We start from the raw sequence: 25,802 nt of genomic DNA, 5'->3' as shown, positions 1-25,802 counted from the left end.
GTTTATCTTCTCTTCAATCCGGCAAAGTCTGACGTGCGGAATCCAAATTCTTTTAAATCACTTTTGCAAACAAATATCCCAGACAAACCTGCTTTTGAATCCAACGCATACAAAACCACATTTCTAGCCTGTATGCTCCTCATTAATTTAATCCAAGGAGGCCGCAATACTCCATCCGTTCGATGAGCCGCAATTACTGACAGCGCTCTCACATTTCTTGGTTGAAGCTTTACCGTCAATGCGTTGTTTCTAATAACGCCCATCCACTCATCCAAAATTGCTTTATGAAAACGAGGTGACCGCGGCTTTACAGCTAGTCGCTCACAAGGAATGACCTCAATTCTCGTGAGAGCTAGCAAGAGTAAGCTTGGACAACACATGTGTTCGGCAGCATCCATTAAGTGCAAAGTGCCCTCCAAATATTGCTGTAAGACGCCAAGAGCATTGGCATCGATGTGGCGGTTTAGAACCCGCCCATTTACTGCCTTTTCAGTAATGTGTTGAGGGTGAATACTTGAGAGATAAGTTTTAAGAGCTTCGGCATCTAAACCTGCAACACTTCGAAGCTCGCTAACTAGATACCCTGATTGCCCATACTTTCTACGCACAGTTAACTTTTTCTTCAATTCATCAATAGCTAGCCTTAAAGGCTCACTGTGTTGAGACATCATTTTGAAGAAGTGAACGTCACTCCTCGAAGGCTTGCAATAGATGTCAGTTTTTTGGAATAAATATTTTTGCCAATGGGTCATAAATTCGCGCATCCATGCGTGGTCTTGGATAGTTAAGCGCTTTGCGCTGCGCAGCGACGTCTTTTTGTCCCACAATCGCCGCACTATTTGTACGGCACTGTAATCTTGAACAGTAACTTCTTCGTAATTTTTTAGAACCAATTGGGATGAATGCCATGGAGCGAAAACTTCGTAGAATTTACTCAACCAGCTTGGCCTTGCTAACCCATCTGCGGTTGAAATCACAAATCCACAATCGCAGCTATCAATAAGGGCTCTTAGATAACTGAATTCTCGCCGACATTTAGGACAAAAATCCAACGGCATAATGCAATGTAGTGGGCATGAAGTGGGGACGTACGAGTTAAAAATTTGTGGCTGTGGTAATCCCTCTTTAACGCAGGCTGGACACACCCTAGCTTTGAGGCCTAAACCTAAACGCAATAGCAAAGTTCCATTTGTTGCCGCTCCCAAATCGGCACATTCACCTGAAATAAACCTATTCAACTGGTTCGCCTCTGACCGCACCAACTCTGAGTATGTAATCTTGGTAAGACTACATAAATCCTTTATCCCGGCTAACCCATTAGCGTGCGAAAGTCTCATAAGATAGTCTTGTCTGTTTAGATTCTTGGTCGCGTCAAATCTAACCAGTAGGCGAACGCCTTTTACGGAGCCAGTTTTATATTCTCTCAATGTGCGCGTCCACTCATTCGTGGATTCGATTCATCGAACCAATTATGAAAGGGCTCCCCAGGTCCATCTAAGAGACGTTCCGGCCCACTGAGCGCAAACGGATTAATTCCTTTTGCGGAATCTTGAAAAACTAATACAAATGCTTCTTCTAAATTTTGGAGCGAAATTTTTTCTTCGCCTGTCGCTACTGCAAGACCAGTCGCTTCTTTTATTATTCGGAATATATAGTCAGCGACACCCAAAGTAGCCCAATACAACTTAAGCACCACTGAAGAGTCCGAGAAACACGAATCCTCCGCCAACGGAATACGAGCATCTAGCTCACGAAGAAAGCGCTTAAGAACTCCAATGTTTTTCTCAGTTGAGATATCAAAGTAGTCAATAACCAGCTGTTTTGCGACTCTTCTTCTTAACTGCGAATTTGCCTCTGTAACCATTTTTGCCAAAGGCGTGCCAAGTAAAACAATTAAACATCCAGATTGGTCTATTAAATCCCTTATCCAGTTTCCAACCTGCATTACACCGCCAGCCCTCCTCCGCTCCGGAATGTCATGAAGGTTGTCAATCATGATAATTTCGGTACCTACCGCCTTCAATTGTGTGATTGCACGATTGAACATTTCGGTCGCGTTTCCCCGATTGCTTTTAGGGTGTTCAAGCGCAGCAAGTAAGGCCGAACTCATAGAACGTTGAGTTGGAGAGGATGGAATAGAGAAACTCACCACGGGTACTACACTTATGTCACCAGAATGGTCCACCGGCCTTTGCAGACGGATTATTTTTATCAAATGCGACTTTCCACTTCCGCTTCCACCCACAATTATCATGGCATCACCAACACCAGTATTTTTGCAATCAGTTGCAACTTCGTAAATGCGTTTGACGATTCTCATCAATGGAGGATGTGGGACGTGAAGCTCATTAGCCATATAACGCTGTCTCAATGGCCAAGGCACACCTTTCCAATCATTCTTTTGTCTTAAATCTTTCATGCTATTACCATTCCCACCCATCGACGCCGTCCTCCATTTCTACGGCTTCAATTTGCGCTATCTGAGCTTCCAAGTCTGTCATTACGACAGTTATCATCGCGGGTGGCACACTACTAAAACCGTGCTCACCTAGTGCACGATTAGCCACTTTCCGCTCTCTTAGTTTTGGCGAAAATCGAGCTTGCTCAACCAGCTTTTTAACGCTTGCCTTATGAGTATGCAGTGCGGAGATACTGTAATTCCTTGCACCTTCTTCTCTTGCCTTTTTTCGTATCAAGTCATGTTGGAACATCGACAGACCGCTCGTGTATTCTGGATGAACACTTGGGACAAGAAACCAACTCCTATCGCTGAGGTCTTGAACAAATATTTCTCTTAGATTATTTGGGTTATATCGAATGCACACTTGAGCATTGCTTCCATATTTCTTTCTCATCACTTGTAGATGCTCGCTTTGATAATTGAGCCCTTTAAACATTATCAATTCAGGCCTCAATCGAACCTCGTGTCGCAGCATGGTCGCAAGCCGGATACGCTGGAGGTCAGCTGGAATAGCCGGCTTGAAACCTTGCATACCCGTTTGCCAAAGTTCCCGCGGACTTCCGCGCTCGCGCTGCCTATTGCAAAACTCGTTGTAGGTCCATGTAAAAAAGCTTTTTTTAAATTCAAAGATGTTCATGTTCGCAGCAGCCATTCCCTCTTGAATTCTGTCCTTTGTATTTTTCCGCCCAAGGTATCCGGGAAGCATATGCAAGAGGTCTTGGTCCACTCGTCCCCAGAAGTCTTCTACTGCCGACTTCTCTGTCGGTGTGTATGGCTTGGCCCACGCAACGACAGCATTAGAGATTTCAATTGCGCTTTCTTCGAGCAACTTCGCGTGGTTGTACAATGCATTGTCAAACACCGCGATTCCAAAGATGCCCATGTACGGGATATCGTCAATAACGTCACTCCACTCAGCGCGTGACAAATCCTTGGGCAGCACGCAGTTGGCAAAAGCATTGAGTGCCGACCAGGTGTTGCGTGGTTGATTACTTATAGAGAATCCCAGGGGAACTGTCGTGTTTTGGTCAACACCGGCTGTAATATGAATCCGTCCAATCGGCAGGCCTGAACGCTCATCAATACCAAAGACGCGCGTATCTTTATCGTCAAACTCGACAACTTCTAACGGTCGAATAGCTCTGTCTCTGGGGCGATGATTGCGAAATTCGATATTTGCTGCTTTTTTTCCTACTGACCTACTTCTCAATTCATATGCAGTAAATTCCTTCTTCGCTTGTCGAGAGACGGTTGATATCCCTGGTAACAAATTTATTGCAATATCAGACTTATTGTTGATTATTAGTTCGCTGAAAACGTCTTCCCTTAGTCTAGAATAATTAATTCGCGCTCCTTTAGTGTCTTTCAATTTTTGTATGCATCGATGTAGTGCCTCTAGTCCTCTGTTATCTATTCTCGACTGTCCCCGTCCTCCTTTATCACTAAAGTTCGGGAATGCGCTTCGCAGGTCGCCGCCATTTTTTTCAATTTTGAGGGCGGTTGAATAAATAGTGCTGGCTTTAGGAGAGTCGCCATCGCCAAACCTTGCCCTTAGCCGTGCAATGTCCATTTCAAGAATGGGGGTTGGTCTAAGAGATTCATATCCAAGCTTTCGCAATTCGGTAATGTATTTAATTTTTTTCAAACCTACTGCTTTTGCTGCATCACTCATCCCCAGCAGTACATTGTGTAACGCGACAGGTTGGTCATCTTCCAGAAAACCATCTCCACGAAGTGCCCTTATTTCGATTTCTGCGCCTACTGGTAATAGCTCCCCAGCCATGAACTGAGATACAAGCTCTTGATATCTGATGTTTTTAGATTGGTTTGTTTCTACACTTTGAAGCGTCAAAAACGGCATTTTCTCCTCGGTGATTCGAAAAACAGTTGCCCCTCGCCGAAAGCATTGCCCAATCTCAAAAGTGAAGTTCGAATCCATTGCTGCCCATTGCACGTCGCTTGCCATGACATTCCCCTAGACTGTTTGAAGGCTTTTCCACCAGTCATCCGAACTGTTCTCGCAACTTAGAAATAACGCCTTGAAATTATTTAGTGGCGATAATGAGATTGGAGTAGTTGGAGAGAGTGGAAGCGTAATTGGAATGAATACTTCACCATCCCACGCTGAGGCATACAGACAATCGAGGTCGTATCCTGCTGCGTAGAAGTGGTCTAGCGTGGTTTGGGGCGCGGAAGCTAACCACTTACGTAAGCTTTCTCGCTGACTCACTGCGACGGCTCTATTGGAGCTCACTCTCATGAGTTGGAGATGATGTCGAACTGCGTGATTGAGAGGACAATTATCCGTCCATACGAGGTACTCAATTCCAAACTCTTTGAATCGATTCCTGTACTCATCGAGTTGTAGGTTAACTTTGCGGGTTAGGAATCTGTTTGACTTTGTCTCAATCACATAGAGTTGACGAACGTCATCTGTGCTTTCAACCAAAAAATCGGGGCATATTTCTGAGCCGAACGCCGTGCGGTCAGTTTTAAAGGGCTGCGGCTTAGCTCTTCTCAGAAGTCCTAAACCTATTAGGTATTCAATAGCGAATGCTGTGCAACATTCATTTCGCCCCTGAACTTCCATAATTTGCTGCAGCTTCGTCGAATAAAATCGGTGAGCTTGGGTTCTTCTGGAATGACCTTTTAAGCGTCGGGCCGGCGCGCTACTAAATACCTCGCTGGCCCAGCTAGCACTACCCATTACTGATGAAATTTTTGGCATGACATCTCCCTTCCTGCTCTATGTGAGCGGAATGCAGCTTTTCGAGGAAAACAGCCCTTGACCAGCGTGCTTTCGGGAGATAACCTTAGATTGCGGGTCTTGGGTTATCTTCCTAAGCCAACAGGCGGCGGACTTCTGAATAAGGGGTTCGTCGCTTTTCTTTTACATAAGTGGCTCCTCCGCTATTGCGGCTTCTATGCGACGCAGTTGGCTCGGTGAAAGTCGGTAAGCCTTTTGTGCAATCTGCCTCAATACTTGAACGATATCCTTAGGAAGTTCGTCTGGGATGACCAAAGAGGCGCCTCGTTCGGTTGCCGCTAAATCAATCAATCGCTGGGTATCTACATCTGATAAACGCAGCGCCGCCGTTATGCGCCTTAAAGTTGAAACCGGCGGTGGCGGTTTTTTTGAGTTTTCTATTTGGCCGTAATATCCGCGGGCTAAGCTTGAGTCACGCGCAACTCTGATTTGCGAGAACCCAGCATTTGTTCTCATCTTGTAAAGTTCTGCTCCGAACCCATTTGCGCAATCCAACTCTTCCCCCACTCCCAAATTGGAGCACTGCCTTAGAGAAACAATTTTCGCGTAATGAAGCCGTCGCATTTGGATTTTTCATCTTGATAATATCGAGAGATTACTCTACGAATATATTCATGGCAAATATAAGTCATTGATTACAAAGGATATTTTGGTATATCGTGCAACTCGTCATTCGTCAAGTTAAGAGCTAACAAGCAGGATGTTTTATATTGTCAACGTGGGCTCTGATGCAGTCAGATGCCGTGGATTATTCGAACTAGAACTCCTTGCGGACTTCCATCTGCTGGACTTTTGTTTTCAATTGGCCTTGATATGAATGCTGTATATATATACAGTATTCATATTATGAGCTTTCCAATCCCTTTATCGCTATGTCCTTTGCCCGTCGTGCTATTTTCGTGCGCTATATCGGCTGGTTTCCCGAGCCCAGCAACGGACCATACTCAAAAACGTATAAACCTGACGGATGAGCTCATTCTTCATCCAGAGGCCACGTTCTTGTTTCGCATAACGGGCGACTCGATGATTAATGCAGGAATTTTTGATGGAGATGCAGTATTGGTCGACCGTGCGATTGAAGCCGCCCATGACCTTATTGTTTTAGCGGTCGTAGATGGCGAATTCACTTGTAAACGTCTTTATAAGCGCGGAAAAATCGTCAAGCTCCTGCCAGAAAACGACGCTTACGAACCTATCGAGTTCGCCGAAGGCCAAGAGGTAACTATTTGGGGTGTCGTAACCGAGAGTTTTAGAAACCACTTTAAACCCAAGAAGAAGCGCAATGCAAAAGTGGCGACGTAACATTGCACTCATAGATGCCAATAACTTCTACTGCCGGTGCCAACAAATATTTCGCCCAGACCTAGAACGGGACAAGAAAGTCATTGTTGTTCTATCGAATAATGACGGATGTGTCGTCGCCAGGTCGGCCGAAGCAAAAACGCTCGGTATCAAGATGGGTGCGCCATGGTTCGAATTAAAAGAACTCGCTTCGAAACACGGAATAGTTGCGTTCTCTTCTAATTACGCACTCTACGCCGACATGAGCAATCGCCTTATGAGCATCCTGGGTACCTTCTCGCCTATCCAGGAAGTTTACTCAATTGACGAATGCTTTTTAGACTTGACTGGATTCACCGACATTAAAGAACGCGCATACGCTATGCGTGCCCAAGTCAGCAAATGGACCGGTCTGGTTGTCTGTGTAGGTGTAGGGCCAACCAAGACATTAGCGAAGCTCGCGAACCATGTCGCGAAGAAGCATCCGAAGTCCAAAGGCGTCTTTAATTTTAATGCCCTCTCCGCTGCTCAAGAATCCAATGTGCTGTCTCATTTAGAAGTGGGCGATGTATGGGGCATTGGTCGCAGGCAGTCAGTCAAACTCTATGCGATGGGTATCGAGACTGTTTTGCAATTGCGAGATGCAGACCCTGCTTCTATGCGAGCTAAGTTCGGCGTCGTGATGGAAAAGACTATTCGTGAGTTACGCGGGGAAGAATGCATCGGAATTGAAGAAGTTGCTCCGGCCAAGCAACAGATTGTATCCAGTCGCTCATTTGGCAATCCAGTTGTGTTGATAGCGGACTTGGCGGATGCGATTGCGCATTTTGTGACGAATGCTGCCGGTAAGCTTCGCGCGCAAAATTCAATTGCTGGCCTTCTTCAGGTTTTCATCATGACCGACCGATTTAGAGAAGACCGGCCTCAATACAATCCAACAGTCGCAATTCCACTACCAGTTGCGACAGCGGACACGATGAAAATCGCCGGCTACGCTATGCAGGGTCTACAGCAAATTTTCAAGGAAGGCTTTCAGTATAAAAAAGCCGGCGTTATCCTTGGTGATATTGGACCAGAACACATTATTCAAACAGACCTTTTTGCTGCCCAGGAGGATGGGTGCAGCGCATCCATCATGGCGACTATGGATGAAATCAATGCAAAGTATGGTCGCGGCACACTCAAAATTTCAAACGATGGTGCCAGGAATGCGTGGGGAATGCGTGCTGATAACAAGAGCCCGCATTACACGACAAATTGGGATGAGATTGCGACTTGTAAATGAATCGAATGAAATATCAATGACGAAAATATTTGTAGTTATTTGCTTGTGGTTTTCTACCGGCGCTTTTGCCGACACTTCTAGTTTATTAGGTGATTTCAATTCCGCTTTGCAATCGAAGTCAGGGCAAATTGAAACTGCATTTTCCCCAGATGGTGATGCTGAAAAACTCGTTATCAAGGTCATCGACAATTCTGAACTGCGTTTAAGAGTCGCCGCATATTCATTTACTTCCGCAAATATCGTTCGCGCCTTAATAAAAGCAAAGCGAAGAGGAGTCGATGTTGAAGTGCTTGTTGATGAAAAAGCTAACAAGGGTAAGGCAAATCAGGCAGCACTAAATTTGCTTGTTAATTCAGAGATACCGACTAAGACCATTTCACGTTATGCCATCCACCATGATAAGTACCTAATCTCCGACGGTATGAACGTGCAAACTGGTAGTTTCAATTACAGTGCTGCGGCTGCAAAATCCAATAGTGAGAATGTAATTGTCATTTGGAATCGAAACGAAGTCGCTGCCTCATACGAAAAGCATTGGAACAGCAGGTGGAGTCAAGGAGCTCCTTATAAATCGATATATTAAAAGCCAACTGCCGTACGGAGCGCTTTTGTGATGCGCTATTTTAATGATGAACATCGAAATCGTGACGAACGATTAAACCGACCCTAGAGGTCGGTTTAATTTGTGCATCGTTTGACTTAGACCAATGTATACATCACTAACTAAAAAACTCTGTTTTCATACAATTGAGATTGAAGTTTAAAACTTGCTTAATTTGGCTTCTCATCGCGAAATTCCTTTTCAAACCCAGCCAACGCGTAAAATAAAAACCTGTCTCTATAAAAACAATTGAAAAATAACGAGAGGTCGGAGTATGCGTTTTCATGAGAATGGTCCAAACGTTCCTGATGAATTGATTTCGTCGCAGCGTCGAGGAGAAGTGATATTTTTTTGTGGAGCGGGTGTGTCAGTACCAGCAAAACTTCCGGGTTTTTTGGAGCTAGCTCGCGATGTCATGCGGACATTTGGAGTATCAAAGACGTCAAATCTCACCTTGGGTATACAACTCGAACAAATCGAACAATTAATAAATGCGCCTCGAGACAAAAAAATTAAGCTACCTTTTTCGCTAGACCAGACGTTTTACCTGCTGCAACAAGAGTATGGGAAATCAGCGGTTGCGCATGAAGTTTTGAGTGCCGTGACTGTTTCTAAGCACGCACAAGTAGATGGCCACGCAGACATATTACGTCTGTCCAGAAATCGTGACGGCAATCCTCAAGTCGTTACTACGAACTTCGACCTACTATTTCAGCAAGCAGACAGTAAAGTAAAAAGCTATGTTCCGCCCACGCTACCATCAGTGCTTAATGGCGAACAAATTAATGGCGTAGTCTATTTGCATGGGAAGTGGCACGATACCGCAAACAATCCCCATGCAGCCGATAATTTAGTTATTAGTAGCGCTGACTTCGGACGTGCGTACTTGGCGGATGGCTGGGCAAGCACATTTATAAAAAACCTTGCTCAGCAATATGTAATTGTCCTTCTCGGATACAGTGCTGAGGACCCACCGGTACGATACCTCTTAGAAGGTCTTCATGCGCGAGGAGTCAGCGTAAAGCCAAAAATCTATTCTTTCGACCGTGGTTCTGCAGAAGAGGTGAGCCATAACTGGCTACATCGTGGGGTAACTGGAGTTGCGTTCGATGAATTCTCAGCTCTTTGGAAGACACTGAAAACGTGGGCTAATTATTCCGAAGAGCCCAAAGACTGGCAGCGCGAAATAATTAAAATGTCGCAGCAGTCCCCAACGCTGCTGAAACCATATCAGCGTGGACAAGTCGCGTTCACAATCAGCACAGTGGAAGGCGCTAAGATGTTTTTTGAATCTAAGCCACCGCCGCCCGCTGAATGGCTTTGTGTCTTTGATTCTTCAGTTCGTAATCGGAAACCATTTAAGAAGCCATATTCATCTGAAGACGAACTCTATTCATCTCAGGAAAATTATGCCCTAGATGACGACGTGTATCTTGCGAAAGACTCCGAAGAAACTATTATTTCTGGTAGAGACTATCTTTCTGAGTTATCCGGCGATGAACGACGAATCGTCTCCACAGGGCTCACAGAGTCACATACGTCCCTGCCGGTACGCCTTGCATACTTAAGTGCTTGGTTTGTCCAAGTTTTGGACCAACCCATTTCTTTATGGTGGCTAGCTGGGAAAAACAACCTATCTAGTCAATTGAAAGGCATGATTGAGAACCGTTTAAGACATCTTGATTCTAGCGAAAATAAGCAACTCGATGCATGGCGTTCTTATTTAGAGAGAAGTAAAGACGAGCCATCAAATTTTGATGTTCGACTTTTTTGGTTCAGAGACGCAGTTAATGTTCAAGGCTGGAATTCACGCACGATACGCTCATTCGAAGCTGCATTGAAGCCCGTATCCATCGTCAAACGCTACGACGCAGTGCCTCCGACCGACGGAAGTAAGGTTATCGAAACAGCAGTGCGCCTCCCTGATATGACGGGATTAAAAATAGATATTCCTGATGAAAATCTAGTGGACGTGGTTCGCGTTTTTCGTTCGTGCATCGAAGAATATCTAACGCTCACCGACGATTCTTCGTCTAATTATTATCCAGACTTTCTCGGCTACGGTACGCATCAGTTAAATGACAAACTTTATAACTATGTCGATTGGTTTAGGAAGCTTTACACAAGGCTTGCACAGTACCGTCCTGAAAATGCTCGTAACGAAGTAAACTTTTGGTCGCTTGAAGACCCGCATTTTTTCGCACCGCTGCGTTTACACGCGTGGGGGCACCAAGAAATATGGGAACCACATACTGTGCTCGAAAACATCCAAAAACTTCCCGTAATTTTTTTCTGGAGGAATACACAGTATGTAGTGCCGGTTGTTGCCACCTATTGGGGCCGCGTTTCTAATGAAGACAGGAACAAACTACTTGCATTTGTCCGTAGAGGTCACAACGAAGATGTTAGCTTAACTGATGAGAACAATAAATCGAATGAAGTCGCATATTCTGGTCCTTTTCTATTGGCATTGCAGGAGGCTGGTTGCGATTTAGATGCTCCCTTCAAATCATTGATAAAACGAGCGCAATCTAGTGAGCACTGGGCTCCTCTATCAGAGAGAAACGTCTATTCGACTTCCAGAGTCATGCGAAGAACCAAAGATACAAAGCCCGACCTTCTCTTAAATGCTCCAATTTCCGAAATCGTCAACATTTTAGAAAATTCAAAAACCTCCGGAAATTTTTCATTAATTATCAATAAGCCATTTGAAGGCTTGATTAATGCTAGATGCGCGCGTGCTTATCTGGCATTGGCTTATGCGATGAAAAGGGATAAATATCCCATCGAACTATGGGAAGACTTGTTTGGCCTCCTTACTCAAGATACTCCGCATCGTCTGTGCTTGTGCGTAATAGAGCGAGCTTTTCGGATGCCGGAGAACGTCTTTCATCAATTACGACATTCAATTGCAATTTTCTTGGGTAAAACACTTCCCGTTATCGCTAAAGCTGACCTTGTCAAAGCAATGGCCATTTGGGACAAAGCATTTGAACATTTCGTCACCATCTCTTGCGGAGAAATAAATACTCTGCAGAACAAGCGTCAAGGATTGCGTGGATATATATCGAACGCCCCGCTAGGGAACATATTGAAAACGCTGATTACGATTTATTCTGACGAACGAATGGCAGCAAATAAGTCGCTCAAACTTGCATATGTAAAAAAGTTGGATAAGGCACTGAACGCGACTGCTGAATCTCGAAAAATTCTCATCAACTTAGGCATTACTGAACTCCTTTGGTTTAACTATCGTTTCCCCAAATGGACCAAAGAAAATCTCGTTATTAGTTTACGCGGCGACGATGAAAACCATGAAGCGGCATGGAATGGATTCATGTATCTCCCCTACACTCTGACTCCAAGTCTTTTCGCTATGGTGAAACCAGACTTTTTGGCTATATTTGGGCATTTCTCCAAATGGCCATGGGGTAAAGACTTGAGTAACAAGTTGCACAGCCACTTCCTCCATTACTGCAATGGAAAAGCTAAAGAAGGCAAATATCTGACGGAAGCTGAGGCGCGAGAAATACTTCAGAAGACTGATGACAATGGTCGGGTGAACGTACTCTATCGACTATCTGACGGCGGCAGCTGGAAGGGGTTCCAAAAAAGATTCTTACGTAACATCTGGCCAAGAGAGCTGAAATATAAGAGCCCACGTGTATCTTCAGCTTTGGTGAAAATAGCAATTGAAAATGAAGAAAACTTTTCTGAATGCGTATCAACTATTCTTCCATTTATGACTAATTTGACGCACGGTGATTCGAGCTTTTATTCTTTGACGGATGCTTTCATACGGATGTCCACAAATCATCCGTCGGAAATGCTGTCGCTGGTTAATGCCGCTATCGGTGATGAGACGATAGGTTCATCAACACAAGTCGCCTCTATTTTGAAAAAAATTGAGGAAGTGAATCCTGAATTTTCAAACAACAATAGAATGCGGCGACTTCGAGAACACCTTGACCATCATCCATATTGAGTCGAGAACCACAACTGTTGCATTAACTCTTTAAGGCCATTACCACGATTGATGCTGCTTTGTTGTGCTTATACGCGAAACGATATGGAAATAATTGTTGAAACATTTTTGAATATCGGAGAGCAATCATCAGCATCATTTCGAGTTCGTCCTATTGAAGGACAAACTTTTCCACAAACTATTAGAGTCCAATGCTCAAAAGCCATGCGACATGCATATCCATTAGGAACAAAGTTCAGGCTACATGTTCAGGTTATACAGCGAGAAACTGGAGGCATATTCCTTCGCGAGATTGGCAGGAGTACTTGGGAATTAATTAGCTAATGTAATAAGCTTCCTACTGAATTTTCTTATGACGTCGTTATAAACGAGCATGATTAACCCCATTTTGGTCGTTGTCGATGCCCTGTGGGCTGATAAGAAACTCGCCGAGAATATGTATTTATGACGGTGCGTGTGACGTAGGTCCGATACGATGGGAATACATCGCGAAAAGCATTAATGAGGATAGTAGCTTTGGTCAAAAAACAAACACATGTTGCGCACCATATCGTCGCCCGGGCTTACTTAGCAGCTTGGCACAAGCCGGATTCATCTCAGTTAATCGAATACAGCTGGCTTCCTAACAAACTAAACTCCAAATCAGTAGGTGCAGGCAGCACGGGCTTTCTTCCGAATTTCTATTCCCTCGAACTCAGCGTACCGCACAAGACACAAGACGGAATTGATAGAAACAAAGCCGCATATGAAGAAGTCTTTGATAATTCTCTTGAGGTTCAATTCTTTACTAAGTTTATCGATGACCCCGTCGGCGTCGTCTTCAAGTTACTGAGAGAAAAAAAGAGCTTCGAACATCTGACGCTAGAGCAAAAAATGCTCTGGACGAGGTGGCTTATTGCTCAATGGGTGCGCGTACCAAATATCCTACATCGGTTATCCGAAAGAGCGACCGAAGATTTCATTAAGGCGCAAGTCGATAAAATTTCTCAGCAACCAGCGCCTCAGACTGAATATGAAAAACATGCAAGTGCGGTGAATGCTCAAGCAGTATTAGACAGTATGAAACAAATCGGTCGTAATACAGCAAGGCAGGCACTTCCTACCGTCATTCAATCAGAGCAACTCACGAAAACTATCTTTGACTCTTCATGGTGTCTTATAGAATTGGCAGACTCTGAAATAAGCCTTGTCGTAGGTGACCATCCATTGCACGTTGAAGGCGCGCTAAATGATATTTTCTTTATGTCTATCCCCCTTTTGCCACGCTTACTTTTCTGCGCCACAAATGAACCTAAAATCTTGTCTGTTTTGCGTAATGAATCGCAAACAACACTTGTTCGCAGAATGAACATTGAATCCATTTCACACGCAAACAAATTTGTCTGGGCATGCGACGATAATAGCGAAAATCTTATTTGTAATTATCTAAAACCGCCAACTTGGAATATGAACAAAAAATCTAAGAAAAATAATAATCAAATTCAGACTTTTTAAGACTGAGGCATCGTGCAATACGAACTCTGTTAAAGACGACCTATGAAGAAGACTGTTCTTGTAGTTTTTGTCTTGCCCGTAGTGGAATGTGAGCAAACCTTCCAAATAATTCAACGTCACATTCATCAAAATAGAAAATTCTGTGGAAAACATCTCGTTAAGTTATGGCTTTTACATTCCGGCAGTACTCGCTTTTCTTTATCTTCATCGCACATCGGACAACATCGGATATGTCGATTCAGTAATTTTATTTATAGCTACAAGTCTTACTTTATACACAGCAGAATTTATTGATAACTCAGTAAAGTTAATACCTTTTTATGCCTTTGCACTATTCTTTTATTTGATTAAAAGGAGCGGGGGTCAGTCGCGGGCAATGCCAGCTGGAGTAATTCTTACACTTTGTTTTATTAGCTTAATCATCCCTGATGTGTGTGGCACCATTCATTTTGGAAAGGGCAAGCCAGGCGTATTGGGTGGAGATGGAATTACGGATGCATTGTTTAAACCAGTGTTTTTTGCGGTGTTCTATTTCTTATTGTGCGCAATAATTGGGTGGTTGGATAAGAAGGGCCCATCACATATTTTTGCTTTGCTTCAATATCATTGGAATATCAAAAAAGTGGTTGAGGAGCAAGAATGACAAAAAATCTAAAGTCAAACGCGAAACCGATTTCCAAGCTACGCAGTTGCGAAGGCTTCAAGACCAATTAGGAAACAGTAGCTCCAACTGCCGAGGATGAACCAGCGATGACCGCGTAAACACATGCGCTTATAAATCAAACTGTGTTCCTTTTGTTCAGCCATGTGTCTATCTCGGTTCGGACCTCAGGGTCACTAATGCCTGCCCATCCGGTACGTATGAGATTCCTGGCGTACATGAATGGCCATCCTTCTGCTTCGTCATCAATAGCTATCCAGTCCTCTCCCAAGCCACGGCGAGATACATCACCAAGGATTTGGCTTGCTCGCGTGAGCTGAGCAAATAGCTCTTTGTTCATATGACCTTTGTGGAAGGTAGCGCCTATCACGCGTTTCTGTAGTTCTGGGCTGAGCCTGCTTTTTGCATAGCTGAAGCTTTTCATTCGCACCCACGATGTTGACAAAATAATTCCTACGTTTGGATGAGCTTTCAGGAGTTCCTCAAGGATTGGCATCCATTCAAATAACGCGAAACCTGGCTCACGTATGTAAATACCTTTTGTAGGGTGGATATAAACAGAGTCATGATGAAGTACTGAATCGAAATCCAGATAGATGAAACGACGGAAGTATGGATGGGCATTCATTTATTGAGTTCCAGCGTTCAAGCCGATGTGTTAAGCCGTAGAACAAGATGCTCATTCCTGACCGAAGCAGTAACGTGACTCCAAGATTGGGTTGAATATATTTTTATCCATTGTTCCCATACATACATGGAGTCTGAATTATGTCTGGGGGCACCACTCAGTAAATAGAAAAGGGCTGTACTTGTCGTTATTAGTAAAGTTTTCAGGTCATCTTGTTGGGTTACTAAGCGTGTGCGCCATGTCGGCATAGGCTTCTCCTGGAACGTGAAAATCTGACATCGTCTCCCACAATTTCAAAATTTGTCCAAGGTTATGAGACAACTGAAAATCAGGCCAATTGGTAGTTACAATGGATTTGTAGAAAATGAGAGTGTTATAGCGAGGAACTTGCAATCCGCAAGTTTGCCAATTTTTGACATACGGCATTGGTAATGCAGTGGTGCATACCGCTTTCATTTGGATAAAGAGACGTTCCAAACTAGTGCGACAAAAGCACTTACATTTTTTGGCTTAACTTAGATGAAATGAAGATAAAGTTCATAAAGCCAAACGTCGCTAATTGATTGATTATATTGGCATCTCTATTTGGCTTATCTTTGATGATGCGCACTGATAACGCGCAATTACATCAGGCGTGCACCGACATTTGTTGGATGGGTGGCCGAAGTAACCGCAAGGGCAGGGATTCATCGCCGCAATCAACTGGAAGCGCGCGGGGAAATCTGCCTGTCGCGCAGCGCGTGAAATAGTGATGTGTCCGGACTCCAAGGGTTCGCGTAAAACTTCCAGTACAGTCCGGCTACCTAATATGTAATTCGTCGAGAAACAGGACGCCACGATGCGCCAGCGAAATTTCTCCCGGTCGTGGTGTTCCCCCTCCGCCTACCAGCGCAACGCCGGATGCCGTGTGATGCGGGGAACGAAAGGGTCGCACTTTCCAGCGCGCGGTGGTAAAGCCACTGGTCAGCGATTGCACCGCCGCAGATTCCAATGCTTCATCATCGGTCATCGGTGGCAGGATGCCGGCAAAACGTGCCGCCAACATTGACTTGCCGGTGCCTGGAGGTCCTACCATCAGTAAGCTATGCGCACCGGCCGCCGCGACTTCCAATGCGCGCTTTGCTTGTGCCTGCCCTTTTACATCCGACAGGTCGGGATAATGTGGGCGTTCACTTACTGGCGTTGCGATGTGGCGTGTCAAACGAGCATCCGGATCCATTGCGGCGAAATGTGCGCAAACCTGCAATAAAGAATCAGCAGGAAAGATCGTTACGTCGCGCACCAATGCCGCTTCATCTGCATTCATGCGCGGCAGGATAAAAGCGCGTTGCTTGCCGTTCTTGTCACCGCTGCGATGCATCGCAAACGTCATCGCCAGTGCGCCGCGGATCGGACGTAATTCGCCGGACAGAGAAAGCTCACCAGCAAATTCATATTGGCTTAGCGTCTCTGCAGGCATTTGGCCAGATGCTGCCAGTATGCCGAGGGCGATCGGCAAATCAAAGCGGCCGCTTTCCTTTGGCAAGTCGGCTGGCGCCAGATTGACCGTGATCCGTCTCGCGGGGAATTCAAATCCTGCATTCTGCAAAGCGGCCCGCACGCGATCTTTCGATTCCTTGACCTCGGTTTCCGGCAAGCCAACGATCGTAAATGAAGGTAAACCATTGGCAAGATGAACCTCTACCGTTACTTCTGGCGCTTGCATTCCTGCCAGCGCACGGCTCGTCAAAACGGCTAGGCTCATGACACTCCTTGAAATTACTGCGGTTCAGTGGATGCTGTAATCAGTGTTTGCAATGCCTGGTGTGTTCCAGATGGGCAATGGCCGCTTTGACGATTGCGTATCTCATTGCCTGATCGTTACTCGGATGATCGGAATAGTGCACAACTGTGGTGCCGATATGAATAGCCTTGCCGTGCGGATCGCCGGGCAGGTCTTGATAACAGATGACGAGTTCGTATTCTGCAATAAGCGGACCGCAAGCTTTCCAGTCGCGCGTCCATTTGGGTAAGACCTGGTTGTCTTCCCACAATGAGCCCGCGCTTTCATAGAATTCTTCTATGTTGTGGTGCCCGCGTAATTGCGCCAAATGACGTTCCTGGGCTACACAACTGCGAAAATACTCTTCGTCGCTCATGCGCATGACGCGCTCCTTGCAGTTTTTATAACCCTATTCGTTTTTGCAAAAAATAAAAAACGAGTGAATGGAAGGTAATGCGGAGCGAAATAAGGCCCGCCGTTCGGCAAGTATATAAATACAGATGCCGAACGCGCATTTGATGCAATTTAAGCCAGTGGCCCCTTGTTTTTCAATTGGGTTTCCAGCGCGGTGACTTGTGCCTCAAGCGCTTCCAGCTTGGCGCGAGTAGTGGCAAGTACTTGCGCTTGCACATCGAATTCTTCGCGCGTAACCAGATCCAGCTTGGAAAACCCCTGATTCATCATCGCTTTTACATTTTTTTCAATGTCTTTGACAGGCGAGTTCTCTAAAACCTGATTGATCTTGTCTTGCATATCGTTAAAAAAATTAGGCTTTTCCATTTTTCCTCGCAAAGAGTGTTTAATTTGGCACCATTGAAGTGCGATTCGTGTTCATATGCTCCATAAAGGTGCGCATATATGTTTGGACTGTTTAAGAAAATAGTATCGGGTAAGGATTAATAGTAAAAATGATAATACATTTCACTGAATAAAGCTGGCATGAGTCCTGCTAAATGTAGACCTGAGGACAACCAACGTTTGGTTTCTATATTTAACTCTTAAAGGGAATATCATGAAAAAACTGATTCTTGCAGTCGCTGTAATGGGTGCATTTGCTGGCGTTGCTAACGCACAAGAAGCTGCAACACCAGAACATACCTTCACAGGCAACCTGACTGTAGCAACAGATTACCGTTTCCGTGGTATTTCGCAAACATTTAAACAGCCAACCGTTCAAGGCGGCTTTGACTACGCGCATTCGAGCGGCTTCTATGTCGGCAACTGGAACTCGAATGTTAGCGGCAATTCATACACAGATGGTTCGATTGAAATGGATCTGTATGCAGGTTACAAATTCGCGATCACCCCAGACTTCACTGCTGATGTAGGCGCTTTGTATTACTACTATCCAGGTGCGCAAGTTACTGGTGGCGAAAAATACGATACAACCGAACTGTACGTTGCAGGCACCTATAAATGGTTCACCGCAAAATACAGCTACGCGATCAGTGATGCTTTCGGCGTCGCTAATAGTGATGGTTCCGACTATCTTGAATTGAACGCCAACTTTGAAGTTGCAGATAAAACCACATTGGGTTTGCATATCGGCAAGACAACAGTAAAGAACAACAGCGCGTCAGATTACCAAGATTATAAAATTTCCCTTTCCCGTGATTTCGGATTCGCAACGATTGGTCTGGCAGTTGTTGCTACAGACATTGATGGTGATCTCTTGACGACGGCCCCAAGCGGAAAATCGAAAAAGCTGGGTGATACATCGGCCGTATTGTCGATTTCCAAAGCTTTCTAATTTAAAAAATAACGTAAGAGGTTCAAATGAAACTGATTACCGCCATTATCAAGCCCTTTAAGTTGGATGAAGTGCGGGAAGCCTTGTCTGCGATCGGCGTTCAAGGCATTACCGTGACTGAAGTCAAAGGCTTCGGTCGCCAAAAAGGTCATACCGAGTTGTATCGCGGTGCGGAATACGTAGTGGATTTCTTGCCTAAAACGAAAATCGAAGCTGCCGTAGATGACACGATCGTTGATCGTGCGATCGAGGCAATCGAAACCGCGGCAAGAACCGGCAAAATTGGCGATGGCAAGATTTTCGTCTATGACCTGCAGCAAGTCGTCCGCATCCGCACCGGTGAAACCGGTAAAGAAGCACTTTAAGGGGAATGAGATGAGTATCAAAAAAATATTCGCAAGCGCCCTGGCTACTGGTGCTTTGTTGGTTGCCGTGGGTTTTTCGGCGCCGGTAATTGCTGAAGAAGCGGCCGCTCCGGCTGCAACTGAAGCAGTGGCGGCACCAGCCGTTGCAGCTCCGGCAGCCGCACCTGCTCCGGCCGCGGCCGCAACTGCTCCAGCAGAAGCGCCAGCCGCCGCACCGGCACCTGTGCCGAATAAAGGCGATGTGGCATGGATGTCGATTGCAACCATCCTCGTGATCATGATGTCGATCCCTGGCTTGGCATTGTTCTACGGAGGTTTGGTTCGCTCGAAAAACATGCTATCCGTGTTGATGCAAGTCTTCATGGTGTTCTCGGTGATCGTGGTGTTGTGGTGCGTGTACGGCTACTCGCTGGCATTTACACAAGGTGGCGCGTTCATTGGCGGATTCGATCGCTTGTTCCTGAAGGGCATTACGGCTGAAACCGTTGCTGCTACCTTCAGCAAAGGCGTCGTGATTCCTGAGTTCAGCTTTGTCGCTTTCCAGGCTACGTTTGCAGCGATTACTTGCGGCCTGATCGTCGGTGCGTTCGCAGAACGCGTGAAATTCTCTGCAGTCCTGTTGTTCATGGTCCTGTGGTTCACGTTCTCGTACCTGCCTATGGCTCACATGGTCTGGTTCTGGCCTGGTCCTGATGCTTACACAGATGCTGCTGCTGCTGAAGCTGCAACTGCTGTCTCCGGCTGGTTGTTCGCAAAAGGCGCACTCGACTTCGCTGGCGGTACCGTGGTTCACATCAATGCTGCTATCGCAGGCTTGGTTGGTGCATACGTTATCGGCAAACGTGTTGGTTACGGTAAAGAAGCAATGGCTCCTCATTCGCTGACCATGACCATGATCGGTGCTTCGTTGCTGTGGGTGGGCTGGTTCGGTTTCAACGCAGGCTCAGGTCTGGAAGCAAACGGCCTGTCGGCTTTGGCAATCGTCAATACTCTGTTGGCTACAGCTGCTGCAGTTTGCACCTGGACCTTCGGCGAATGGATGGCTAAAGGCAAACCTTCAATGCTGGGTGCCGCATCCGGTGCGGTTGCTGGTCTGGTTGCGATTACACCTGCTGCAGGCTTTGTCGGCCCAATGGGTGCACTGGTAATCGGTCTGCTGGCTGGTATCGTCTGCTTGTGGGGTGTGAATGGTCTGAAACGCTTGTTGGGCGCAGATGACTCGCTCGACGTGTTCGGTGTGCATGGCGTGGGCGGTATTCTCGGTGCGATCCTGACCGGTGTATTTGCAGCGCCATCACTTGGCGGCTCTGGCGTGTACGACTATGTTGCGAACGCTGTCGCTCCTGATTACTCGATCATGGGTCAAGTCTGGATTCAAACCCAGGGCGTGATCACCACAGTAATCTGGTCCGCTGTAGTTGCCTTCATCGCCTTCAAACTGGTTGATCTGGTAATTGGCTTGCGCGTTCCTGAAGAAGAAGAGCGCGAAGGTCTGGACATCACCAGCCACGGTGAGTCCGCTTACCACTCGTAATCTGTTTCTCGCGGCCCGCGCAAGCGGGCATGCAAAAGCGCCTCCTTGCGGGGCGCTTTTTTTGTTTGGGGCTTTAAAATTGCACTTCAGCCCTAATCTAAGAATGCCAAATTGAGCGGATATGGCGATCGAGTCCAAGGCGCGAAGACTGTTTCCCGTTTAAAATCAGCGTCAATTAACGATAGTTCAGCAAAAAGGTTTATATGGTTCCGCATCTCGTCACGGCCTTGAACGGTCCGTTGCTCGACCTTGAGAAAAAAATTCTCACGGCTACTCCAGCCATCGAGCGCTGGTTTCGGATGGAGTGGCAGGAACATACGCCGCCTTTTTATTGTTCGGTCGATTTGCGCAATGCCGGTTTCAAGCTGGCTCCGGTTGATACCAATCTGTTTCCTGGTGGTTTTAACAACCTTTCTCCGGAAATGCTGCCTTTGGCGGTGCAGGCCGCGATGGCCGCGATTGAAAAATATTGTCCTGACGCCAAGAATCTATTGCTGATTCCAGAAGGCCATACGCGTAACACCTTTTATTTGCAAAACGTCGCCCGTCTGATGCAAATCTTCCGCCAAACCGGTTTGAACGTGCGTCTGGGTTCGCTTAATCCGGATGTGACCGGACCGACGCCGATCGAACTGCCGGATGGTACGACCTTGACGCTGGAGCCGCTGGAGCGCTCGCATAATGGTCGTCGCGTCGGCCTCAAAAATTTCGATCCCTGCACAATTTTGTTGAATAACGATTTGTCTTCAGGGTTGCCTTCCATACTGGAAAACATCAACGAACAAAACCTGCTGCCGCCCCTGCATGCCGGTTGGGCGGTGCGACGCAAGAGCAATCACTTTGCGGCATATGATGAAGTGGTGAAGAAATTTGCCAAGATGATCGATGTCGATCCATGGATGCTGAATCCGTATTTCATGAAGTGCGAAGGCGTCAACTTCAATGAAAATGTCGGTGCGGATTGCCTCGCCTCGAATGTCGATACTCTGCTCGCAAAGATGCGCAAGAAGTACAAGGAATACGGCATCAAGGAAAAACCATTTGTGATCGTCAAGGCCGATGCGGGTACCTACGGCATGGGAATCATGACCGTACACGATGCGAGCGAGTTAAAGGATTTAAACCGCAAGCAGCGCAACAAGATGGCTGTCGTCAAGGATGGACTGGAAGTCACGGACGTGATGATCCAGGAGGGCGTACCGACTTTCGAGCATATCAATGAATCAGTCGCGGAGCCCGTCGTCTACATGATCGATCGCTACGTGGTGGGCGGCTTCTATCGTGTTCATGCCGAGCGCGGGAATGATGAAAGCCTGAATGCGCCAGGCGCACATTTCGTGCCACTGGCATTTGCACATCAACATGCCTTGCCGGATTATCAGGCCAAGCCGGGCACGGCTGCGCCGAATCGTTTTTACATGTACGGTGTCGTTGCGCGCCTGGCTTTGCTGGCGGCTTCGCTGGAAATGGAAAAAACCGATCCGAATCCGGAAGTGTATTAATGCTTCATGCTTGTCGCTCTCGCGTCGCTAGGCCTTACAAGAAGTTGGCAGGCAACGCATGTCGCAGCAGTTTTCTTACATTTAAATAACTGTCTGCCAGAATGGCAGGGCAGGATGATTTTTCGAGGCATGCCGGATGAAAATAGCTTTCATATGTGACCCACTGGATGGTTTCAAGATTTACAAGGACAGCACGTACGCAATGATGGCTGAAGCGGCGCGGCGCGGTCATGCCATCCATGTATTTCAGCACAAGGATATGGCGTTTGACGGCGGCAAGTTGGTGGCCAATAGTGCGCGCGTGACGCTGACCGGCGACCCTGTTAACTGGTACCGGCTAGATGTGCCGCAGGCGCAGGATCTGACCGATTTCGATGCGATCCTGGAACGTACGGATCCGCCATTTAATATGGAATACATATACGCGACTTACCTGCTTGAGCTGGCACAACAGCAAGGCGCACGTATATTCAACAAGCCGGAAGCCATACGCAGCTTCAATGAGAAACTCGCGATTGCGCAGTTCCCGCATTACATCACGCCGACCTTGGTGACTAGCGAAGCTGCGCGGGTGCGGGCGTTTCATGATGAGCATCGCGATATCATCCTGAAGCCCTTGGATGGCATGGGTGGTGCCGGAATTTTCCGTGTCATGGACGATGCGTTGAATCTCGGTTCCATTATAGAGACGCTCACTGATAATGGTCGTCAAACCATCATGGTGCAGCGCTATATTCCAGAGATTACACAGGGCGACAAACGGATTTTGCTGATCGGTGGTCAAGTCGTACCTTACTGCCTGGCGCGCATTCCGCAAGGAACCGAAATTCGCGGTAATCTTGCGGTCGGCGGTGTCGGCGTAGCGCGCGAAATATCGGCACGCGATCGTGAAATCGGCGAAGCCTTGGCCCCCGTCCTGTTAAAAAGAGGCTTGTTACTGGTAGGATTGGACGCGATTGGCGACTACATGACGGAATTGAATGTTACCAGCCCGACGTGTTTCCAGGAAATCAAGCAACAAACCGGCTTTGATGTTGCCGCCATGTTTGTCAATGCGCTGGAGCAGCAGATAGACTCGTGGAATTCGTAAGACAATCAAATGCCTTGCTGCAAAATTTGCGCAAGCTGATGCAAATATTCGGGTGAAATAAAGCTGATGGTTGGTATCCTGTTATTGACGCACGCACCGTTGGGGCAAGCCTTTATCTCTGCGGCTACCCATGTGTTCCGTTCGCGCCCGGAAAGGCTGGAGGCAATAGACGTCACGGCCGATCAGGATACCTGCGAGGTCGAACAATTAGCCAAGCAAGCTATTGTTGGACTGAATGATGGCTCCGGCGTACTGGTGATCACCGATGTCATGGGGGGCACACCATCGAACTGCACACTGGGTTTGTGCAATGTTGAAAATGTCGCCGTGATAGCCGGAATCAGCTTGCCGATGTTGTTGCGTGCGATTACGTATCGGAACGATACTTTGGATGTTGTGGTGGAAATGGCATTGGCCGGTGGTCAAGGAGGCGCGGTCAGGGTAGATAACCGTGTACGACTCTCGGCGAATTGATTAATTTGATGTAAATAATTCTTATAAGAAAAATGATCGAACAAGAAATCGAGATTATCAACAAGCTGGGTCTGCACGCACGCGCTTCTGCCAAACTGACACAGCTCGCCGCAAAATACCAAAGCGAAGTCTGGATGACGCGGAACAAGCGTCGCGTTAATGCCAAGTCCATAATGGGCGTGATGATGCTGGCGGCCGGCAAGGGCTCCAGGGTCATGCTGGAAACCAATGGCCCGGATGAAAAAGAATGCTTCGACGCGCTCGAATTGCTGATTCAAGACAAGTTCGGTGAAGGCGAGTAATCAAGAATAATCAAGCCGGAGCAAATGACACGCGTCTTGCGTGTCTGCACTGGTCTGTTTTTCACATTGCCTTCAGTTTTACTGACACGGACTGGACCTGATTTTGATGACTTCCTTTACGCTACATGGCATCCCGGTATCCCGCGGTATCGCGATCGGTCGCGCGCACATCTTGGCCCCTGCCGCGCTCGATGTGCAGCATTACCTGATCGCGGATGATCAGGTAGAAGCCGAAGTCGCCCGCCTGCAATGCGCGATAACTACCGTACATGCCGAGCTGCAAACCATCTGGAATGATTTGCCGAAAGACGCCCCGGCAGAATTGGGTGCATTCATCGACGTACATGCATTGATCCTGTCGGATCCGATGATTTCCGAAATGCCGCTCGATATCATTCGCTCGCGTAATTACAACGCCGAATGGGCACTGGTTACACAAATTGAAGAATTGTCATCGCAGTTCGAAGAAATTGAAGACACTTATTTGCGTGAACGCAAAGCCGATATTCAACAGGTCGGTGAACGTGTACTGAAAGCACTGACCGGTAGTGCGAACTTCCTGCCGAAAGTCGATACTGCGGAAGGTGTCGCCAGCATGATCGTCGTGGCGCACGATATTTCGCCTGCCGATATGCTGCAGTTTCGTGATCGTGCCTTCAGCGGATTTATCACTGACGTTGGTGGACAGAACTCACATACAGCCATCGTTGCGCGCAGCCTCGATATTCCGGCGACGGTGGGCGTATCCAATGCATCAACATTGATAGAGCAAGGTGACTGGCTGATCATTGATGGCGATGCCGGTGTGGTGGTGGTCGCACCCACCTCGGTGGTGCTTGACCAGTATCGTGAAAAGCAGGCGCGCCAGATACGCGAGCGGAAAAAACTCGGCAAGTTGAAGAAAATGCCGTCGCTGACCTTGGATGGCACGGCGATCACTCTGCTGGCTAACATTGAATTTCCTGACGACTGTGCGCATGCAATGGATGCGGGTGCGCATGGCATCGGCTTGTTCCGCTCCGAATTTTTGTTCATGGGCCGCACTGGACACGCGCACAAACTGCCGTCCGAAGATGAACAATTCGAATCCTATAAAAAAGCAGTGATCGCGATGAAAGGGCGTCCGGTCACGATACGTACGCTGGATATCGGTGCCGACAAGCCGATGGATTTTGCGGAGCAGACCGCGCTCAATCCGGCACTGGGTTTGCGCGCTATTCGCTTCTGCCTGTCCGAACCGCAAATGTTCATGACGCAATTGCGCGCGATCTTGCGCGCATCCGCATTTGGCCCGATCAAGTTACTGGTACCTATGCTGGCACATGCGTTTGAAATCGATCAAACCTTGTTGATGATTGCGCAGGCAAAAGCACAATTGCGTGAAGAAAAAATCAAGTTTGACCCGATCCTGCCGATCGGCGCGATGATTGAAATTCCCGCTGCTGCGCTGACGCTTCCCTTGTTCATCAAGCGGCTCGATTTTCTGTCTATTGGTACCAACGACTTGATCCAGTACACACTGGCCATCGATCGGGTCGACCATGAGGTTGCGCATCTCTACAACCCTTTGCACCCGGCCGTGTTGTATCTGCTCTCGACCACGATTGCGATCGCCGAAAAAGCCGGAATCGAGATTTCGGTTTGCGGTGAAATGGCCGGTGATATACAGATGACGCGTTTATTGCTGGGCATGGGCTTGCGTGAATTTTCCATGCACCCATCGCAATTGCTCGCAGTGAAGAATGAAATATTGAATAGTGATTTGAATGTGTTGATACCGGCTACGCGCAAAATTACGCGTCTGTTTGAGCCGCAGGCAATTACCGAGGCAGTCGAACGTTTACGATTGTTGTAAGTCGT

General features: G+C 47.0%; 22 protein-coding genes and 1 pseudogene. 14 read left to right on the top strand and 9 right to left on the bottom strand.

Translation table 11 applies throughout. The annotated features are described in order from the left end of the window. Window positions 1-2 precede the first annotated feature (2 nt). From ACFQO0_RS05620 to ACFQO0_RS05600, 5 genes are all read right to left on the bottom strand, one after another. Complete coding sequence (locus tag ACFQO0_RS05620; protein WP_382233029.1) at window positions 3-977, bottom strand: hypothetical protein; 975 nt, start codon at window positions 975-977, stop codon at window positions 3-5. A gap of 446 nt (window positions 978-1,423) precedes the next feature. After that, window positions 1,424-2,419 carry a TniB family NTP-binding protein gene (locus ACFQO0_RS05615; protein ID WP_382233028.1) on the bottom strand — a complete coding sequence of 332 codons (996 nt, stop codon included), beginning with the start codon at window positions 2,417-2,419 and terminating at the stop codon, window positions 1,424-1,426. A 4-nt stretch (window positions 2,420-2,423) separates the two neighbouring features. Further along, on the bottom strand, window positions 2,424-4,415 hold the full coding sequence (locus ACFQO0_RS05610; protein WP_382233027.1) for a Mu transposase C-terminal domain-containing protein: 1,992 nt from the start codon (window positions 4,413-4,415) through the stop codon (window positions 2,424-2,426). A 21-nt stretch (window positions 4,416-4,436) separates the two neighbouring features. Beyond that, window positions 4,437-5,189: a hypothetical protein gene (locus tag ACFQO0_RS05605; RefSeq protein ID WP_382233026.1), complete on the bottom strand. Its 753-nt coding sequence runs from the start codon at window positions 5,187-5,189 to the stop codon at window positions 4,437-4,439. 162 nt (window positions 5,190-5,351) lie between these two features. Beyond that, window positions 5,352-5,684: a helix-turn-helix domain-containing protein gene (locus tag ACFQO0_RS05600; RefSeq protein ID WP_382234041.1), complete on the bottom strand. Its 333-nt coding sequence runs from the start codon at window positions 5,682-5,684 to the stop codon at window positions 5,352-5,354. Between the two features lie 282 nt (window positions 5,685-5,966). On the opposite strand from ACFQO0_RS05600, the gene ACFQO0_RS05595 reads away from it, so the two are divergent. From ACFQO0_RS05595 to ACFQO0_RS05570, 6 genes are all read left to right on the top strand, one after another. Further along, on the top strand, window positions 5,967-6,530 hold the full coding sequence (locus tag ACFQO0_RS05595; RefSeq protein WP_382233025.1) for a LexA family protein: 564 nt from the start codon (window positions 5,967-5,969) through the stop codon (window positions 6,528-6,530). Next, the gene (locus tag ACFQO0_RS05590; protein WP_382233024.1) at window positions 6,511-7,794 is read left to right on the top strand and encodes a Y-family DNA polymerase; all 1,284 of its coding nucleotides are present in this window, start codon (window positions 6,511-6,513) and stop codon (window positions 7,792-7,794) included. Before ACFQO0_RS05595 ends, ACFQO0_RS05590 begins: the two co-directional genes overlap by 20 nt. Before the next feature lie 16 nt (window positions 7,795-7,810). Continuing rightward, window positions 7,811-8,377 carry a phospholipase D family nuclease gene (locus tag ACFQO0_RS05585; RefSeq protein WP_382233023.1) on the top strand — a complete coding sequence of 189 codons (567 nt, stop codon included), beginning with the start codon at window positions 7,811-7,813 and terminating at the stop codon, window positions 8,375-8,377. A 292-nt stretch (window positions 8,378-8,669) separates the two neighbouring features. Beyond that, a complete protein-coding gene (locus tag ACFQO0_RS05580; protein ID WP_382233022.1) occupies window positions 8,670-12,380 on the top strand; it encodes an SIR2 family protein in 3,711 nt (1,236 codons plus the stop codon). 501 nt (window positions 12,381-12,881) lie between these two features. Beyond that, complete coding sequence (locus tag ACFQO0_RS05575) at window positions 12,882-13,874, top strand: DUF4238 domain-containing protein (RefSeq protein WP_382233021.1); 993 nt, start codon at window positions 12,882-12,884, stop codon at window positions 13,872-13,874. Between the two features lie 142 nt (window positions 13,875-14,016). After that, a complete protein-coding gene (locus ACFQO0_RS05570) occupies window positions 14,017-14,517 on the top strand; it encodes a hypothetical protein (RefSeq protein WP_382233020.1) in 501 nt (166 codons plus the stop codon). Window positions 14,518-14,653: 136 nt separating this feature from the next. Here ACFQO0_RS05570 and ACFQO0_RS05565 read toward each other — a convergent pair whose 3' ends face one another. The 4 genes and pseudogenes from ACFQO0_RS05565 to ACFQO0_RS05550 all read right to left on the bottom strand — a co-directional run bounded on the left by ACFQO0_RS05565 (window position 14,654) and on the right by ACFQO0_RS05550 (window position 17,705). Beyond that, a complete protein-coding gene (locus tag ACFQO0_RS05565) occupies window positions 14,654-15,163 on the bottom strand; it encodes an HAD domain-containing protein (RefSeq protein WP_382233019.1) in 510 nt (169 codons plus the stop codon). 597 nt (window positions 15,164-15,760) lie between these two features. Continuing rightward, a pseudogene (locus ACFQO0_RS05560) lies at window positions 15,761-16,907 on the bottom strand (YifB family Mg chelatase-like AAA ATPase); the annotation flags it as partial. 40 nt (window positions 16,908-16,947) lie between these two features. Next, complete coding sequence (locus ACFQO0_RS05555) at window positions 16,948-17,301, bottom strand: aminoacyl-tRNA synthetase (RefSeq protein ID WP_382233018.1); 354 nt, start codon at window positions 17,299-17,301, stop codon at window positions 16,948-16,950. Between the two features lie 149 nt (window positions 17,302-17,450). Then, entirely contained in the window at window positions 17,451-17,705 is a 255-nt protein-coding gene (locus ACFQO0_RS05550) for an accessory factor UbiK family protein (RefSeq protein WP_382233017.1), read from the bottom strand. Window positions 17,706-17,937: 232 nt separating this feature from the next. Between ACFQO0_RS05550 and ACFQO0_RS05545 the strand changes: the two genes are divergently transcribed. The 8 genes from ACFQO0_RS05545 to ptsP all read left to right on the top strand — a co-directional run bounded on the left by ACFQO0_RS05545 (window position 17,938) and on the right by ptsP (window position 25,797). Further along, window positions 17,938-18,675 carry a TorF family putative porin gene (locus ACFQO0_RS05545; protein ID WP_382233016.1) on the top strand — a complete coding sequence of 246 codons (738 nt, stop codon included), beginning with the start codon at window positions 17,938-17,940 and terminating at the stop codon, window positions 18,673-18,675. A 26-nt stretch (window positions 18,676-18,701) separates the two neighbouring features. Further along, a complete protein-coding gene (locus ACFQO0_RS05540) occupies window positions 18,702-19,040 on the top strand; it encodes a P-II family nitrogen regulator (protein WP_112990278.1) in 339 nt (112 codons plus the stop codon). A 10-nt stretch (window positions 19,041-19,050) separates the two neighbouring features. Further along, window positions 19,051-20,574, top strand: a complete 1,524-nt coding sequence (locus ACFQO0_RS05535; RefSeq protein ID WP_382233015.1) for an ammonium transporter — start codon at window positions 19,051-19,053, stop codon at window positions 20,572-20,574. 203 nt (window positions 20,575-20,777) lie between these two features. Further along, window positions 20,778-22,076: a glutamate--cysteine ligase gene (gene gshA, locus ACFQO0_RS05530; RefSeq protein WP_382233014.1), complete on the top strand. Its 1,299-nt coding sequence runs from the start codon at window positions 20,778-20,780 to the stop codon at window positions 22,074-22,076. 136 nt (window positions 22,077-22,212) lie between these two features. Next, window positions 22,213-23,166: a glutathione synthase gene (gene gshB / locus ACFQO0_RS05525; RefSeq protein ID WP_382233013.1), complete on the top strand. Its 954-nt coding sequence runs from the start codon at window positions 22,213-22,215 to the stop codon at window positions 23,164-23,166. 66 nt (window positions 23,167-23,232) lie between these two features. Beyond that, a complete protein-coding gene (locus ACFQO0_RS05520) occupies window positions 23,233-23,640 on the top strand; it encodes a PTS sugar transporter subunit IIA (protein ID WP_382233012.1) in 408 nt (135 codons plus the stop codon). 32 nt (window positions 23,641-23,672) lie between these two features. Then, window positions 23,673-23,942, top strand: coding sequence for an HPr family phosphocarrier protein (locus tag ACFQO0_RS05515; protein WP_382233011.1), 270 nt, complete (start codon window positions 23,673-23,675; stop codon window positions 23,940-23,942). 106 nt (window positions 23,943-24,048) lie between these two features. Further along, complete coding sequence (gene ptsP / locus ACFQO0_RS05510; RefSeq protein WP_382234039.1) at window positions 24,049-25,797, top strand: phosphoenolpyruvate--protein phosphotransferase; 1,749 nt, start codon at window positions 24,049-24,051, stop codon at window positions 25,795-25,797. Window positions 25,798-25,802 lie beyond the last annotated feature (5 nt).

This window comes from Herminiimonas aquatilis, assembly GCF_042665175.1.
GTDB lineage: Bacteria > Pseudomonadota > Gammaproteobacteria > Burkholderiales > Burkholderiaceae_D > Oxalicibacterium > Oxalicibacterium aquatilis.
The sequence above is the reverse complement of the archived record's forward strand: the minus strand, read 5'-3'. Positions and strand labels throughout refer to the sequence as shown.